General features: G+C 72.8%; 12 protein-coding genes and 2 rRNA genes (1 of these 14 running past the window's edge). 12 read left to right on the top strand and 2 right to left on the bottom strand.

Annotated elements, in window-relative coordinates; all coding sequences use genetic code 11:
* The 11 genes from ACI1MP_RS13480 to ACI1MP_RS13430 form a co-directional block, all read left to right on the top strand.
* Positions 1-1,573 (top strand): 23S ribosomal RNA (locus ACI1MP_RS13480); it begins 1,533 nt to the left of the window's first position.
* A 98-nt stretch (positions 1,574-1,671) separates the two neighbouring features.
* Positions 1,672-1,788, top strand: a 5S ribosomal RNA gene (rrf, locus tag ACI1MP_RS13475).
* Positions 1,789-1,978: 190 nt separating this feature from the next.
* Positions 1,979-3,388 (top strand): sensor histidine kinase, encoded by a 1,410-nt coding sequence (locus ACI1MP_RS13470; RefSeq protein ID WP_404868748.1) that lies wholly within the window; start codon positions 1,979-1,981, stop codon positions 3,386-3,388.
* Positions 3,340-4,008: a response regulator transcription factor gene (locus ACI1MP_RS13465; RefSeq protein WP_100590106.1), complete on the top strand. Its 669-nt coding sequence runs from the start codon at positions 3,340-3,342 to the stop codon at positions 4,006-4,008. Before ACI1MP_RS13470 ends, ACI1MP_RS13465 begins: the two co-directional genes overlap by 49 nt.
* Before the next feature lie 229 nt (positions 4,009-4,237).
* Positions 4,238-5,977 carry a DUF2637 domain-containing protein gene (locus ACI1MP_RS13460; protein ID WP_380342917.1) on the top strand — a complete coding sequence of 580 codons (1,740 nt, stop codon included), beginning with the start codon at positions 4,238-4,240 and terminating at the stop codon, positions 5,975-5,977.
* A gap of 170 nt (positions 5,978-6,147) precedes the next feature.
* Positions 6,148-7,431, top strand: coding sequence for a DUF6986 family protein (locus tag ACI1MP_RS13455; RefSeq protein ID WP_380342914.1), 1,284 nt, complete (start codon positions 6,148-6,150; stop codon positions 7,429-7,431).
* A gap of 91 nt (positions 7,432-7,522) precedes the next feature.
* Positions 7,523-8,170: a YigZ family protein gene (locus tag ACI1MP_RS13450; protein ID WP_380342911.1), complete on the top strand. Its 648-nt coding sequence runs from the start codon at positions 7,523-7,525 to the stop codon at positions 8,168-8,170.
* A 286-nt stretch (positions 8,171-8,456) separates the two neighbouring features.
* Positions 8,457-9,950, top strand: coding sequence for a hypothetical protein (locus ACI1MP_RS13445; protein WP_380342908.1), 1,494 nt, complete (start codon positions 8,457-8,459; stop codon positions 9,948-9,950).
* Between the two features lie 196 nt (positions 9,951-10,146).
* Positions 10,147-11,799 carry a restriction endonuclease gene (locus ACI1MP_RS13440; RefSeq protein ID WP_404868747.1) on the top strand — a complete coding sequence of 551 codons (1,653 nt, stop codon included), beginning with the start codon at positions 10,147-10,149 and terminating at the stop codon, positions 11,797-11,799.
* Positions 11,800-11,873: 74 nt separating this feature from the next.
* On the top strand, positions 11,874-12,311 hold the full coding sequence (locus ACI1MP_RS13435; RefSeq protein ID WP_404868746.1) for a DUF6278 family protein: 438 nt from the start codon (positions 11,874-11,876) through the stop codon (positions 12,309-12,311).
* A 217-nt stretch (positions 12,312-12,528) separates the two neighbouring features.
* Positions 12,529-13,260, top strand: coding sequence for a ZIP family metal transporter (locus tag ACI1MP_RS13430; RefSeq protein WP_363482546.1), 732 nt, complete (start codon positions 12,529-12,531; stop codon positions 13,258-13,260).
* A gap of 2 nt (positions 13,261-13,262) precedes the next feature.
* Here ACI1MP_RS13430 and ACI1MP_RS13425 read toward each other — a convergent pair whose 3' ends face one another.
* Positions 13,263-14,180, bottom strand: a complete 918-nt coding sequence (locus ACI1MP_RS13425) for a LysR family transcriptional regulator (protein ID WP_380342900.1) — start codon at positions 14,178-14,180, stop codon at positions 13,263-13,265.
* A 112-nt stretch (positions 14,181-14,292) separates the two neighbouring features.
* Between ACI1MP_RS13425 and ACI1MP_RS13420 the strand changes: the two genes are divergently transcribed.
* The gene (locus tag ACI1MP_RS13420) at positions 14,293-15,219 is read left to right on the top strand and encodes an EamA family transporter (protein ID WP_380342926.1); all 927 of its coding nucleotides are present in this window, start codon (positions 14,293-14,295) and stop codon (positions 15,217-15,219) included.
* On the opposite strand, the gene ACI1MP_RS13415 is transcribed toward ACI1MP_RS13420, so the two are convergent.
* The gene (locus tag ACI1MP_RS13415) at positions 15,140-15,610 is read right to left on the bottom strand and encodes a MarR family winged helix-turn-helix transcriptional regulator (protein WP_100590100.1); all 471 of its coding nucleotides are present in this window, start codon (positions 15,608-15,610) and stop codon (positions 15,140-15,142) included. The genes ACI1MP_RS13420 and ACI1MP_RS13415 overlap by 80 nt on opposite strands.
* Between the last annotated feature and the right edge of the window lie 117 nt (positions 15,611-15,727).

The following is a 15,727-nucleotide window of genomic DNA, read 5'->3' as shown; positions in this document are numbered from 1 at the left end:
TGATGCTAAGCCCGTGAAGCCGGCCCGGAGTCTTCGGACAATGGGACGTGGTGGAGCCGGTGACCCAACGGGGTAGTAGGTGAGCGATGGGGTGACGCAGGAAGGTAGTCCAGCCCGGGCGGTGGTAGTCCCGGGGTAAGGGTGTAGGACGTTGCGTAGGCAAATCCGCGCAACACGTAGTCTGAGACCTGATGCCGAGCCGATTGTGGTGAAGTGGATGATCCTATGCTGTCGAGAAAAGCCTCTAGCGAGTTTCATGGCGGCCCGTACCCCAAACCGACTCAGGTGGTCAGGTAGAGAATACCGAGGCGTTCGGGTGAACTGTGGTTAAGGAACTCGGCAAAATGCCCCCGTAACTTCGGGAGAAGGGGGGCCATTGCTGGTGATGGGACTTGCTCCCTGAGCTGGTGGTGGCCGCAGAGACCAGCGAGAAGCGACTGTTTACTAAAAACACAGGTCCGTGCGAAGCCGTAAGGCGATGTATACGGACTGACGCCTGCCCGGTGCTGGAACGTTAAGGGGACCGGTTAGTCCGATTTCGGTCGGGCGAAGCTGAGAACTTAAGCGCCAGTAAACGGCGGTGGTAACTATAACCATCCTAAGGTAGCGAAATTCCTTGTCGGGTAAGTTCCGACCTGCACGAATGGCGTAACGACTTCTCGACTGTCTCAACCACAGGCCCGGTGAAATTGCATTACGAGTAAAGATGCTCGTTTCGCGCAGCAGGACGGAAAGACCCCGGGACCTTTACTATAGCTTGATATTGGTGTTCGGTTCGGCTTGTGTAGGATAGGTGGGAGACTTTGAAGCCGTGACGCCAGTCATGGTGGAGTCGCCGTTGAAATACCACTCTGGTCGTGCTGGATGTCTAACCTGGGTCCGTGATCCGGATCAGGGACAGTGTCTGGTGGGTAGTTTAACTGGGGCGGTTGCCTCCTAAAGAGTAACGGAGGCGCCCAAAGGTTCCCTCAGCCTGGTTGGCAATCAGGTGTTGAGTGTAAGTGCACAAGGGAGCTTGACTGTGAGACTGACGGGTCGAGCAGGTACGAAAGTAGGGACTAGTGATCCGGCGGTGGCTTGTGGAAGCGCCGTCGCTCAACGGATAAAAGGTACCCCGGGGATAACAGGCTGATCTTCCCCAAGAGTCCATATCGACGGGATGGTTTGGCACCTCGATGTCGGCTCGTCGCATCCTGGGGCTGGAGTAGGTCCCAAGGGTTGGGCTGTTCGCCCATTAAAGCGGTACGCGAGCTGGGTTTAGAACGTCGTGAGACAGTTCGGTCCCTATCCGCTGTGCGCGTAGGAGTGTTGAGAAGGGCTGTCCCTAGTACGAGAGGACCGGGACGGACGAACCTCTGGTGTGCCAGTTGTCCTGCCAAGGGCATGGCTGGTTGGCTACGTTCGGGAGGGATAACCGCTGAAAGCATCTAAGCGGGAAGCCTGCTTCGAGATGAGCACTCCCACCTCCTTGAGAGGGTAAGGCTCCCAGTAGACGACTGGGTTGATAGGCCGGATATGGAAGCCCTGTGAGGGGTGGAGTTGACCGGTACTAATAGGCCGAGGGCTTGTCCTCAGTTGCTCGCGTCCACTGTGTTGGTTCTGAAACCACGAACAGAATCCCGCCCCGCTCTTGTGGGGTGTGTGGGTTCCGGTTCGACAGTTTCATAGTGTTTCGGTGGTCATAGCGTGAGGGAAACGCCCGGTTACATTCCGAACCCGGAAGCTAAGCCTCACAGCGCCGATGGTACTGCAGGGGGGACCCTGTGGGAGAGTAGGACGCCGCCGAACAATTTTTCAGGGAAAGCCCCTCGCCTTTACGGCGGGGGGCTTTTTCGCGTTCCCGGTATCGGCCACCACCAGTCGGGGTGGACTTAGGTCCACCTGAAAGACGGGTGGCACGGCCAATGTGCTGGCGTGGGGGTCAGGGAGAGACTGAGAGCGTTCTTGGGGACGGCGATCAACTCTCGGGGAGTGGACCTTGGCGACGACAACGTGGTTCGACGGTGGGTCCGTCAGGTCCGTTGTGGGGGAGCGGGCGCGGGCGGCGGTGCAGGCCTTCGGGCAGGGCTTGGTGATGACGGCAGCGGCGGCCGCGGGGCCGGCGATGCCGTTTATGGCGGCGCTGTTTGCGGGGCTGGTGGTCTTTCGGCTGTTCGACGGGGGCCCGCTGGCGCCGTTCGTTGCAGTGCCGTGCGTGGGTGTGGCCGGTGCGACGGCGCTGTACTGGATCGTGCGTCACGGAGCAGGGTGGGCGCGGCAGCGGGTGGAGCGCGCCTCGGGGGAGCCCTGGCGGGTGGTGTATTCGACGCGGGAGGCATTGGAGCAGGACGCGCGCGGGTTTTGGTGGACAGGGGTGTCGTACCACCGGAAGCAGGAGGTGGCGCGGCTGGTGCAGTTCGTGCAGTGGGCGGTGCGGGACAGGCAGGTGCAGCGGGAGGGGCTGTGGCTGCTGGTGAATCCGGCAGGAGTGGTGGCGCTGCTGGGTGTGCCGATGGTTCTGGTGTGGGGCGGGCTGGTGTTCATACTGACCGTGCAGGTGGATCGTCGGCAGTTCTTCGGGATCTACAACCATCCGACGAATGTGCTGATCAGTCTGTTCCTCGGCGGTGTCGCGGTGGCGGTCGGGATGCTGGCGATGCCGTGGGCGGTGCGGACGCACAACGAGCTGGCGTGCCGGGTGCTGGGTGGCGCGCCGAAGCCGAGCCGCGCTCAACTGACCGAGCGAGTCGCGCAGCTGACGGAGACCCGGGCGGATGCGGTGGACGCCCAGGCGGCGGAGCTGCGGCGGATCGAGCGGGATCTGCACGACGGCGCGCAGGCGCGCCTGGTGGCGATCGGGCTGACGCTGGGGACGATCGAGCACCTGATGACGAGTGACCAGACGGCGGCGCGGGAGTTGCTGGCGGAGGCGCGGGAGTCCTCGGCGAAGGCGCTGCAGGAGCTGCGGGATCTGGTCCGGGGCATACACCCGCCGGTGCTGGCGGAGCGCGGTCTGCCGGATGCGGTGCGGGAGTTGGCGTTGACGGCGGTGGTGCCGACGGAGGTGACGGTCAGTCTGTCGGGCCGGCCGGAGGCGTCCTTGGAGACGGCGGTGTACTTCAGCGTGAGCGAGTTGCTGGCGAACGCGGCGAAGCACGCGCGGGCCTGGCAGGTCTGGGTGGATGTGCTGCACCGGGCGGGCCGGCTGCGGGTGGTGGTGACGGACGACGGGCACGGGGGCGCGCGGATGGAGACGGGCGGTGGGTTGCGGGGGATCGAGAAGCGGTTGGGTACGTTCGACGGAGTGATCTCGCTCGACAGTCCTGTGGGCGGGCCGACCACCATCACGATGGAGCTGCCGTGCGCGTTGTCCTCGCCGAGGATCTCTACCTCCTTCGCCAAGGCCTGACGCGGCTGTTGGAGGTCCACGGGTTCACCATCGCGGCCGCGGTGGAGACCGGGCCGGACCTGCTGGCAGCGCTGCTGTCGGAGCGGCCGGACGTCGCGGTGGTGGACGTCCGGCTGCCGCCGACGCTGACGGACGAGGGGCTCCAGGCGGCGCTGGCGGCGCGTCGGGAGATACCGGGCCTGCCGGTGCTGGTGCTGTCTCAGCACGTCCAGCAGTTGTACGCACGGGAGTTGCTGGCGGACGGCACCGGCGGGGTGGGCTACCTGTTGAAGGACCGGGTGTTCAACGCGGACCAGTTCGTGGACGCGGTGCGCCGGGTGGCAGCGGGAGGGACGGCGATGGATCCGGACGTGATCGGCCGGCTGCTGCAGCACAACGCGGGTTCGGAGCCGTTGCAGCGGCTGTCGCCGCGGGAGCGGGAGGTGTTGGGGCTGATGGCGGAGGGGTGCTCGAACTCGGCGATCGGCGCGCGGCTGACGATCAGTGACGGGGCCGTGGCCAAGCACATCGCCAACATCTTCGGGAAGTTGCAGCTGTCGCCGACGGAGGACGGCAACCGCCGGGTGCTGGCGGTGCTGGCGTACCTGAATGGTGCGGCGGAGCGGCCGGCCGCGGGGTGACGCGCCCGGCGGGGAGCGGTGTGCACGATGGTGTGGACCAGTGGAGGAGTGGTGCCGGTCCGGCCTGGCGACGGGGGTGAACGCCCGTGCGAGTAGTATCCGGTGGGCCGAGTCTGTCAACGGCGCATCAAGTCCGTGGTGTCCCGCGGTCGTGCGCCCCGGGCGGGGACGTGTACTCGGCGGCTACAGGTCCTACGGCAGCTGCCGAGTCCCAGGGGTTGATCATCGAATGGCACGTCCTTCCCTTACCCGCGCGCACCGGGCTCTGCTGGGCGTGGTGGCCGTCGGCGCCTGCGTGATCTCGGGCATCGGTTTCGCCGGCTCGTACAACTCGGTGCGGGACCTGGCGATCGAGAAGGGCTTCGGCGCCTTCGCCTACGCGTTCCCGATAGGCGTCGACGCGGGCATCGTGGTGCTGCTCTCGCTGGACCTGGTGCTGACCTGGCTGCGGATCCCGTTCCCGTTGCTGCGGCAGACGGCGTGGCTGCTGACGGCGGCGACCATCGCGTTCAACGCGGCGGCGTCCTGGGGCGACGCGCTGGGCATGGCGATGCACGCGGTGATCCCGGTGCTGTTCGTGGTGGTCGTCGAGGCCTCCCGGCACGCGGTGGGGCGGATCGCGGCCATCACCGCGGACCGGCACATGGAGTCGGTGCGGCTGATGCGCTGGGTGCTGTCGCCGGTGCCGACGTTCCGGCTGTGGCGGCGGATGAAGCTGTGGGAGCTGCGCTCGTACGACGAGACGGTGCGGCTGGAGCAGAACCGGCTGGTGTACCGCGCGCAGCTGCGGTTCCGGTACGGGCGGGGCTGGCGGCGGTCGGCGCCGTTCCAGGCGCTGCTGCCGCTGAAGCTGGCGAAGTACGGAGTGCCGCTGGACCCGACGGTGCTGGACCGGATCGACGGCCCGCTCCAGGTGCCCGGCGCCGCGGCGGCCGAGGTAGAGGCCGAGGAGACGGTGCAGGCGGAGCGTTCGGCCCCGGCGGGCGGCCGGGTGACGCAGGGTCGGCCGGCGGCGCTCGACGCGCCGGCCCAGGCGCAGGTCGCCGCCGAGCCGGCCGCGCAGCCGCAGCCCAAGCCGCAGCAGGCGGCCGCGCAGTCGCAGTCGGCGGTGCCGCCGGTGTCGGCGGCGGTCGCGGTGCCGACGCTGGCGAAGCTGGCCGCGGTGCGGCTGCGGGACCAGCAGGACCCGGAGGCGGCGCAGGCCGCGCCGGTGGTGGACCGGTCCGCGGAGCTGAACGTGTGGACGGCGCGCCCGGTGCGCTCGCACGTGGCGGAGGCCGACCAGGTGCACACGGCGCGGGTGCCGGGCCAGGCGTCGCCGTGGTTCAAGGCCCCGCGCCCGCCGGACGCGGAGGCGCCGGACCGTCCCCAGTCGGGCTACCAGCCGGCCGACGGCTACCCGGAGCAGGACTTCCCCGAGCAGGGCTTCCCGGGACAGGGTTTCCCGGAGCAGGAGTACGCCGAGCCGGGGTATCCGGAGCAGGGCGGCTACCAGGAGGGCTACCGCCCGGCCGGGGCCGAGCAGCACCGGGTGCCGGCGAACGGGCCCGGCCCGGCCCGTCCGCAGGGGCCGCAGGCGGCGCACGCCCCGCAGCAGGTGCCGGTGGACCCGAGCGGCCGTCAGCCGGTGCAGGACCAGGAGGCCGAGCCGATCCGGCTGGGCGGTCGGCCGCTGCGGCTGGACGCGATGATGGAGGCGGAGACGCTGCCCTTCGACGGGGCGGAGGAGGCGCCGGCACGCCGTCCGTTCGCGGGCGGGGCGGAGCCGCTGGACCCGGACGAGTGCTTCGCCGCGCTGGTCGGCTACATGGAGGAGAACCAGCGCCACCCGGACGAGCGCCGCTTCGCCGAGTACCTGTCGCAGCGCGGCGTTCCGGGTTCGCGTCCGGACGGCGGAGTGACGGTGAAGGACGTCGAGAAGGTCTGGGACCAGCTCCAGGAGCGGTACATGGAGTCGGGCCGGGAGTAGTCACCGCTGCCCCCGGCGCAGTTCGGGCTCGCCGATGCGCCGATGCGCCGAGTCTCGTGCCATGGCCGCCCGCCGGGGGAACCGGCGGGCGGCCATTGACGCTTCCGCGGGGCCGCACTACGGTCGCCGGACCGTCCCTCGGTCCCGCGCGGTGAGTGGAGGAGCCCCGGATGTCGCAGCCCGCCCAGGCCGGACCCGCCCGGCCGGTCTCGTTCTCGGACGCCGCCCGGGCCGCCGTGGAGGCGCTGCTGAGGCCCGTGGACGCGGAACTGACACGCCGTTACCCGGGTGAGCGGTCCGCCCGGCAGCCGGTGCACACCGTGTACGTGCCGGCCGACGCGTACGGGGCGCACACCGTCCGCACGTGGGGCGCGCAGGCGCTCGCCGTGTTCGACGAGCACGCCGGGACGCCGGCCCGGCTGGCGCAGGCGCTCGGCGTGGCCGACGACGAGGTGCTCGCGGACGTGCACGCCCGGGTGCGGGCCAAGCTGGCGCGCGAGCCGATCGAGGACCTGCGGATCGACTTCGAGGACGGCTACGGTCCGCGCCCGGACGCCGAGGAGGACGCCGAGGCGGTGCGGGCGGCGAAGCTGGTGGCCGCGGCGGTGGCCGACGGGAGCGCGCCGCCGTACTTCGGCATCCGCACCAAGTGCCTGGAGGCGGCCGTCCGGGCCCGCGGTATCCGCACCCTGGAGCTGTTCCTGGGCAGCCTGCTGGCCGAGGGCGACCTGCCCGACGGCCTGCTGCTCACCCTGCCGAAGGTCAGCCATGCCGCTCAGGTCGCCGCGCTGGCAGGGCTGTTGACGGACTTCGAGCAGCGGGCCGGGCTGCCGGCCGGGCGGCTCGGGTTCGAGATCCAGATCGAGACCACCCAGGCCGTGCTCGGCCCGGACGGCCGGGCCACCGTCGCGCTGCTGATCGGGGCCGCCGAGGGCCGGGCCGTCGGACTGCACTACGGCACCTTCGACTACAGCGCCGCCTGCGGGGTCGGCGCGGCCCACCAGAGCCCGGACCATCCGGCCGCCGACCACGCCAAGGCCGTCATGCAGGTCGCCGCGGCCGGCACCGGCGTCCGGCTCTCCGACGGTTCCACCAACGTGATCCCCACCGGCCCGGCCGAGCAGGTGCACGCGGCCTGGCGGCTGCACCACCGGCTGGTCCGCCGCTCGCTGGCCCGCGCCTACTACCAGGGCTGGGACCTGCACCCGGCTCAACTGCCCACCCGCTACGCCGCCGTGTACACCTTCCACCGCGAGGGCCTGGACGCCGTCTGCGCCCGGCTCGCCGGGTACCTCGCCAAGGCCGGCGGCGCCGTGCTGGACGAGCCCGCCACCGCCCGCGCGCTCAGCGGCCAGTTGCTGCGCGGCCTGGACTGCGGCGCCCTCGACCCCGTCGAGGTCACCGCCCGCACCGGCCTGGACCGCGCCGCCCTGCACGCCCTGGCGGGCCGCTGAGCAGGAGCGGCCCGACGGAGGCCCTAGGCTGGGCGGCGAGACCGGTGCGCGGCACCGGGTGGAGAGAGCGACAGCGGAGAGCACCAGCGTCATGGCCGAGCCGAGCCCGAAGCCGTACCTGACCGTCCGGGGCGATGGCAGCCACGAGTTGGAGATCAAGAAGTCCCGGTTCATCTGCCACCTGGCCCGGGTCGCGGACGAGGAGGCGGCGCAGGCGTTCATCGCGGCGATCCGCAAGCAGTACTGGGACGCCCGGCACAACTGCACGGCGTTCGTGGTCGGGGAGGAGCAGCCGCGCGAGCGGTCCAGCGACGACGGTGAGCCGGCCGGGACGGCGGGGGTGCCGATGCTGGAGGTGCTGCGGCGGCGCGGGGTGACCGACACGGTCGCGGTGGTGACGCGGTACTTCGGCGGGATCAAGCTGGGCGCGGGCGGGTTGGTCCGGGCGTACGGGGCGTCGGTGTCGGAGGCGCTGGACGAGATCGGGCTGCTGGAGCGGCGTCCGGTCGCGCTGCTGTCGGTGGCCGTGGACCACACCCGGGCGGGGCGGCTGGAGAACGACCTGCGGGCGGCCGGTTACACGGTGGCGGGGCTGGAGTACCTGGCGGACGGGGTGCGGATCGAAGTGGGCGTCCCCGAGCCGGAGGTGGCGGAGTTCCACACCTGGCTGGCCGAGGCGACCGGCGGTTCGGCGAGTGCGCAGCCCGCCGGGCGGACCTTCGTCGAGGTCGAGGTCTGAGCGGGCGGCAGTCCGGGTCGGGGGCCCGGCCGGCAGGCGGGTTTCGGCCAATTTTCCGGTGCCGGCGGGGTGTTGGGGTGCTGCATCAAGCGGCGGCGGGCGGGTAGCAGAGGCGGCGCGGGCGGAGTTCCGGTTGCCGTCGGATGACACCCGAACGAAGGAACCCGCACCGGAGAAGGAACTTTCACTCCGGGTCGCTTCGTCTCCTGGACAGGACACGCGATTCGGCACGGCACCGGAAGGAGGACTCGCAGACCGCAGCACCGCACCTCGGGAGGTTCCGCGTATGCCCACCGACCACGCCCAGCCGCCCTATCGGCTGACGGCCGCGACACCACGCCCGCACCACGACACGACCGCCCTCGTCGACCACCAGCTCGCCGCCTGGCTGAAGGCGGAGGGCCACGACGAGCCCCCGCCCCGCGAGCACGGGGCCCCGCCGGAGCGACTACGGCTCGGCGACCGGGTGCTGCTGGACCGCGACGGCGGACCACTGCCCGGCCGCGGCCCCGGAGCCCGCTACAGTCGCCGCCGACTGCGCACCCCCGCCCTCAACGGCATCGACCAACTGACCCTCACCCTGGCCTCCGAGGACGCCGACGGCCCGACCCGGCTGCGCGTCGAGGCCGAGTACCTGCCCGCCGGGCCCGCACCGACCGGCCACGGCCGGGTCCCCGTCCCGGAAGTCGTCCGCCGGCTGCTGCCGTTGCTGGACGCCACCGAGGGCCCGGTGCCGCTGGCGGTCGCGCCGCGCCTGCTCGGCCCCGCGGACCTGGACGGCCTGATCGACGAACTGTGCGACCCGGAACGGCAGTTGCCGACCGTCGTGGCCAGCGTGCCGCCCGCCGTGCCGATCGAGCAGTGGCAGGAACTGGTGCTCGGCCCGCTGCTGCGTCAACTCCCGGGCCTGGCCTCGATGTACGTGCTCGGGCACAACGCGCTGCCGCGGTTCAACCTGGCCATGGAGTACCACAAGGTGTACGGCGGCGCCGTCCGCACCTTCCTGCCCGACGTCGACCCGGCGTCCCGCGCGGACGCCGCCCGGCACCCGGTGCTGCCGCGTCAGCGGATCGACGAGAACCTGCGGCGCGCCGCGGCCCTGCTGGCCCGCGAGCCGCGCCGGGTGGCCGCCGAACTCGCGCCGCCCGCCCCGCTGGACGCCGTCCCGGCGCTGTGGCTGCCGCCCGAGGCCCGCAAGGCCCCCGAGCGCCCCGCGCACCCGGCGGTCCGGCTGGAGCGCTGCCGGCTGCGGATCGAGCCGCCCCGCCCGCCGCGCCGCCCGCACTGCGGCACCGGCCCGGCCAGCTTCGGCGAACTGGTCGACCGTTTCGGCGAGTTCCCGCTGCTGGAGTTCACCGGCGACAGCAAGGAGACGCTCGCCCTGGACGGCCAGGCCGACGGCCCCGGCTGGGCGCGGCTCACCTGGGACGGCCTGACGGCGCTCCAGGAGTACGCGGACGCCGCGGTGCGCGGTGAGGCCGGCGGCGACTTCAAGCAGTGGTGCGAGCACACCCCGCCCGGCTGCCACCGCTTCCCGCCGCGCAAGGCGGTCCGCGGCGAGTCCCGCACCGTCGCCAGCCACGGCAAGTGGAAGCGCCAGCGGATGCTGCCCGTCCCCGCCGTCGTGGACTCCTCCTGCCGCGCCTTCATGGGCGCCCACCTGCGGATCGGCGGCGGCGGCACCGCCCCCCGGGTGCACTACCTGGACGACTGTTCCGGCAGTGGCCGGATCTACGTCGGCTACATCGGGTTGCACCTGACCAACACCCGCACCAACTGACCCGCCCGATCCGGATCCCCCGGGGCCGACCCCGCGTCGGCCCCCTCCGGGCCCGGTGGGCGGCCGATCCTGCGTCAACGGTCGGCCAAACCCGGGAGGTTGGCTGACCCGGAGCGCCGGACGGGGGACAATGCAGATCGGGTCCGCCGACGGCGGCCCCCGACGTGCGCCGGACGAGCAGGGGGAACGACCGCCGATGCAGCATCCATCCGAGGGCCGCGCCGACGGCGCCGCCACGGTGCTCCAGCCCGGGTTCCTCGCCTCGCTGTTCCGCGACCTCGGCGCCGACGAGGACGAGCCGCCCGTGCTGGACGCACCGCCCGTCGCGCAACCCGCACCTGTTGCCGCCCCCTTCGTTCCCGCACCGGCTCCCGCCCCCGAGCCCGCCGTCGTCCCCGAACCCGCGGTCGCCGACGACCCGGTGACCGCGCACGGCCGGGCCGCCGCGCTCACCCACCACCGCACGCTCGCCGTGCAGGCCGACCACGAACGCTTCGCCGACCTGCTGCGCCGCGCCGCCCAGCCGGTCTCCGCGATGGACTTCGAGAGCCAGCTGCGCAGCTACCGGCCCAAGCCGTACCCGGACGCCGCGCCGGACACCGAACCCGAGCCCGCCTGGGCCGACTTCGCCCCGCCGGAGCCCGCCGACGCCGACCCCGACCAGCCCCGCTCGCGCCGCCTGCTCGACTCCGGCTACCAGCGCGAACTCGCCCAGGCCCGGCTGCTCCACCAGCGCGCGCTGCGCGAGTGGCGCACCCGGCAGGCCGACCTGGTCGACAGCGGGGCGGTCGCCGCCCGGCAGGCCCACGAGGAGGCCGAACAGGCCCGGGCCCGGGCCGTGCAGGAGTACAACGACAGCCTGGAGGAGTGCCGCCGCGCCTACCGGCAGGCCGAGCCGGCCGCCGTCGAGTCGCTGCTGGAGCGGGCCCTGGCCGCCGCCGACGGCTCCACCCGCGACCTGCCCGCGCCCTGCCGCGCGGTGTTCCGGGCGCTGACCCGCACCGCCGTCCTCGACCTCGACCTGCCGCCGCTGGACACCGTCCCCGCGCTGTCCGGCTACCGGCTCACCGAGGACGGCACGGTCGAACCGGTCCGCCGCCCCGACGCCGACGTCCGCGCCGACTACCTGCGGCTGGCCGCCCGCCTCGCGCTGCGCGCCCTGCAGGCCGCCGACGCCGTCGACACCGACGACGTGCTGGCCGGCGTCGTGCTGAACGGCTGGCTGCGGCTGCCCGGCCGCCCGCCGCGCTGCCTGCTCAGCGTGGACGCCGACCGCGACGCGCTGGCCCGCACCCGGCTGGTCCCCGACGCCGGGCACCTCGGCGACGACGGCGTGTACGCGGACGCCGAGCACGACGAGTCGCTGCTGCGGCTGCGCGCACTGGCCGCCGTGATCACCCCTGACCCGTACGCGGACGAGGCGGTGGTGCCGTGGGGCACCGCCGACGCCGCGGTGCCCGCGCTCGGCGAGCTCTCGCCCGGCGAATTCGCCCTGCTGGTGCGGTCGGTGCTCACCGCCGGTGGCCTGGAGGACTGGAGCGTGCGGCTGCGCGGCCCGGCCGGACTGGTCGCCACCGCTGAAGGACAGCCCGGCAGCCGGCTGCCCGGCCGCTGGGTGGTGTGGGCCTCCCGCGGCCCCGCGCCCGTCACCGCCGAGGAGATCGCCACGCTGTCCGAGGCCGTCCGCGAGGAGGGCGCCGACCGCGGCCTGCGGATGACCTGCGGCCAGTTCGGCGACGAGGCGGTCGACCTGACCACGGAGGAACGCCACCGGCGGATCCACCTGGTCGACGGCCAGGGCATCCGGGAACTCGCCCTCACCCACCTGGCGCTGCCGCTCACCGTCTGACGGGCCGTCGGCGGCCCCGGCGGGTCCCGACGGGCCTTCTGCCGCTGAGCCGTTGGAGGTGACAGGCTTGGGCCGTGGAGAACGGACACTTCGGCGGCCGGCACGACCGGCGTCCGGCCGAGCACGCAGACCGGCGCCTCGTCGAGCAGGACCGCGAACGGGCGATGGCCGAGATGTACGCCGAGTGCGGCCTGCTGCGCGAACTCGCCGACGCCGCCGGGGTGCGACTCGACGACACCGTCGACTCGCTGACCGCGCTCGACCAGCTGCTGCCCCGCTGGCGCGACGACCCGCAGGTCTCGCAGTGGCTGGGCACCGACGCGGGCCTGTACCTCGGCACGGTGATCCGCCGCCGGATCCCCGGTTCGACCTGGCGGCTCGCCCCCGACGGCCGCCCGCTGATGGTGCTGGCCACCGGCTTCGAGCTGGACGTCACCGCCCTCGGCGCCGGCTGGGCCGAGCAGGGCGCGCCGCAGCTCGCCGCCGTCTACCGGGCCGCCGGGGACGGCTGACCGAGCCTCAGGTGACGCTCGGTCACCCCGACGGGTCCGCCGGGCGGCGCGACGCCGGCACGGCCCGCACAGTGGGGTCCAGGGCCCGGCACCGTCCGGCCCGGGCCGGACGACTGGGCAGCCGTGGGCAGCGGTCCGCGCAGCCGTCCGGCCCTCGGCGTCGAGTCGCGGGAGGCCGGAACTGACCGCCGTGCTGGTCGCCGCGGGCGCCTTCCTGATGACGCTGATCGGCGGCTTCGTCGCGCAGCGCACCGGCGACCGCCGCCACCTGGTGCTCGGCTTCGCCGCCGGACTGATGCTCGGCGTGGTCGCCTTCGACCTGCTCCCCGAGGCGATGGAGCAGGCCCCCGAGAAGCTCCACGGCGTGCCCGAGGCGCTGCTGATGTTCGCCGCCGGGTTCCTGCTGATCCACGTGGTGGAGCGGGCCGTCGCCATCCACCGCGGCCACGAGGGCGAGTACGCCGCGCACAGCCACGCCCACGGGCACACTCACGGACCCGGGCACCGGCACCGCGAACAGGGCGTCGGGCTGGCCGCCGCGTCCGCGCTGGTGCTGCACAGCGTGATGGACGGCTTCGCGATCGGCGCCGCGTTCCAGGCCGGCGCCACGGTCGGCGCGGTGGTCGCCGTCGCCGTCGTCGCGCACGACTTCGCGGACGGCTTCAACACCTACACGCTCACCCGGCTGTACGGGAACAACCGGCGGCGGGCGCTCGCCCTGCTGGCCGCCGACGCCGCCGCCCCGATCGCGGGTGCCGCGATCACGCTGCTGTTCACCATCCCGGAGCACCTGCTCGGGCTGTACCTGGGGTTCTTCGCCGGTTTCCTGATGTACCTGGCGACCTCCGACATCCTGCCCGAGGCGCACAGCCCGCACCCCTCGCGTACCACCCTCGTCTGCACCCTGCTGGGCGTCGGATTCATGTGGCTGGTGGTCGGGCTGACGTAGCGTCAGGGGGTGCTTCGGAGGTCCAGGGCGTCCCAGCGGCGGCGCAGCACGTCCAGGGCGGTGGTGATGGCCGGGCGGCGCGAGGTCTGGGTGCGCCACAGGGCGTACACCCGGCGGAACGGCCGCGGGGTGACGGGGCGGGCCGCGACCCCCGGAGGCAGTGGGCCGCGGCCCAGGCGGGGGACCAGGCCGAGACCGAGGCCGGCCGCGATCAGCGCGATCTGGCTCTCGAACTCGCCGACCTGGTAGCGGACGTCCGGCTCCTCGCCGATCTCCCGCATGGTGTGCAGCAGCCAGTCGTGGCAGATGTTGCCCGGCGGCACGCTGGTCCAGCGCTGTCCGCGCAGCTCCGTCATCGGGACGGCGTCGAGCGCCGCCAGCGGGTGGGTGACGGGCAGCAGCAGATCGACCGGGTCGGTGCCGAGGTCGAGCCGGTCCACGCCGGCCTGCACCGGCAGGGGCACGGACGCCCAGTCCTGCACCACCGCCAGGTCCACCTCGCCCCGGGCCACCAGCTCGGCCGCCGGGTACGGGTCGCTCTCCAGCAGCCGGACCTCCAACTCGGGGTATTCGGCGTGGAGTTCGGCGAGCACGCCGGGCAGCAGGCCGCGCGAGGCGGTGGCGAAGGCGGCGACCAGCAGCCGCCCGGTGGCCCGGCCGCGCTGCTCCTCCAGCGTCACCTCGGCCTGCTCGACCAGGGCCAGCACCCGCTGCGCGGTGTCGGCCAACCCGCGGGCCGCGTCGGTGAGTTGGATGCCGCGGCCCTGGCGCTCCAGGAGTACGGTGCGGGTCTCGCGTTCGAGTTTGGCGATCTGCTGGGAGATCGCGGACGGGGTGAAGCCGAGCGCCGTGGCGGCGCCGCCGACCGAGCCGTGCACGGCGACCGCGTGCAGGGCGCGCAGGCGTCCCAGATCCATCATGCAGCAATGCTAAACGGTCGGGTTGAGGAACTGTCGCTGGTGCTGAACGGTCGTCGCGGGCGATCCTCGATCCATGCCCTCCTCCTCCGCTCCGTCGTCCGTCTCGTCCGCCATGAGGCCCCGTCATGTCGCGCTGGCCGTGCTGGTCGCCGCGGTCTGGGGCCTGAACTTCGTGCTGATCGAGGTCGGCCTGCACGACTTCCCGCCGCTGCTGTTCTGTGCGCTGCGGTTCGCCGTGGTGGCGCTGCCCGCGGTGTTCCTGGTCGGCCCGCCGCGGGTGGCGTGGCGCTGGGTGCTCGGGGTCGGGACGGTGCTCGGGGTGGTGAAGTTCGGGCTGCTGTTCCTCGGCATGCACGCCGGAATGCCGGCCGGACTGTCCTCGCTGGTGCTGCAGGGCCAGGCCGGGTTCACCGCGCTGTTCGCCGCCGGGATGCTGCGCGAACGACCCGCGCCGGTGCGCACCGCCGGCCTCGCCCTGGCCTTCGCCGGCATCGCGCTGGTCGCCGTCGACCACGGCGTGCACGGCCCGGTCGGCGGGTTCGCGATGCTGATCGGCGCGGCCGCGGCCTGGGGCCTGGCCAACGTGCTGACCCGCAAGGCCGCCCCGCCGGACGCGCTGCGTTGGATGGTCTGGGTCTCCGCGGTGCCGCCGCTGCCGCTGCTCGCGCTGTCCCTGCTGGTCGAGGGCCCGACCGCGGACTGGGCCGCGCTGCGCGGCATCGGCTGGCCGGGCGTCGGCGTGGTGCTGTACGTCGGGCTGGTCTCCACGCTGTTCGGGTTCGTCGCCTGGAGCCACCTGCTGCGCCGCTACGACGCCTCGGTGGTGGCCCCGTTCTCGCTGCTGGTGCCGGTGTTCGGGATGTCCTCGGCGGCGCTGCTGCTCGGTGAGCGGTTCAGCCTCTCGGCGGGTGTGGCCACGGTGCTGGTGATCGCCGGGATCGGGCTGGGCGCGGTGCCCGCTACGGCGTGGTCCCGGCTTCGTACGCCTCCTCGGCGTGCCGGAGCGCCCGCAGCAGGGAGTCCTGCTCGGCAGGGCTGACCGGGCCGAAGTACTGCTGGGCGACCTCGTGCCGGACCTGGGAGATCCGCTCCAGCGCGCCGTGCCCGGCGGTGGTCAGCACCAGGCGCACCGCCCGGCGGTCGGCCGGGTCGGGGGTGCGGGAGACCAGGCCGGCCTCCTCCAGGGCGTCCACCACGGTGGTCGCGGAGCGCGGCGCGATGCGCAGGCGCTCGGCGAGCTCGCTCAGCCGCATGGTCTCGGCGCTCTCGCAGCCGGGCGCGTGGGCGAGCGTGCGCAGCGCCCGGGCCTGGGCGGGGGTGATGCCGTACGGCTCCAGCCGCTGCATGGTCCGTCGGCGGATCCGCTTCATCGCCCGGGTGAGGGCGTCGGCGAGTTCCGCGGCGGTGTCGGCGGGGCCGGGGGAGGTCATGCGCACAGGGTAGCGGGCGGCCGGTCGGCGGCTCCGCGGGCGAGGGGCCCGGCGGGAAAGATGTTGAGCTTGACTCACTAATCGAGTAGCTTAGGGCAGCCTAAGTCGTCCGCGCTT

Source organism: Kitasatospora griseola (assembly GCF_044999035.1).
In the GTDB taxonomy this organism is placed as follows: Bacteria; Actinomycetota; Actinomycetes; order Streptomycetales; family Streptomycetaceae; genus Kitasatospora; species Kitasatospora griseola.
Note: the sequence above shows the minus strand (reverse complement) of the source record. Positions and strands in the feature narration are given on the sequence as shown.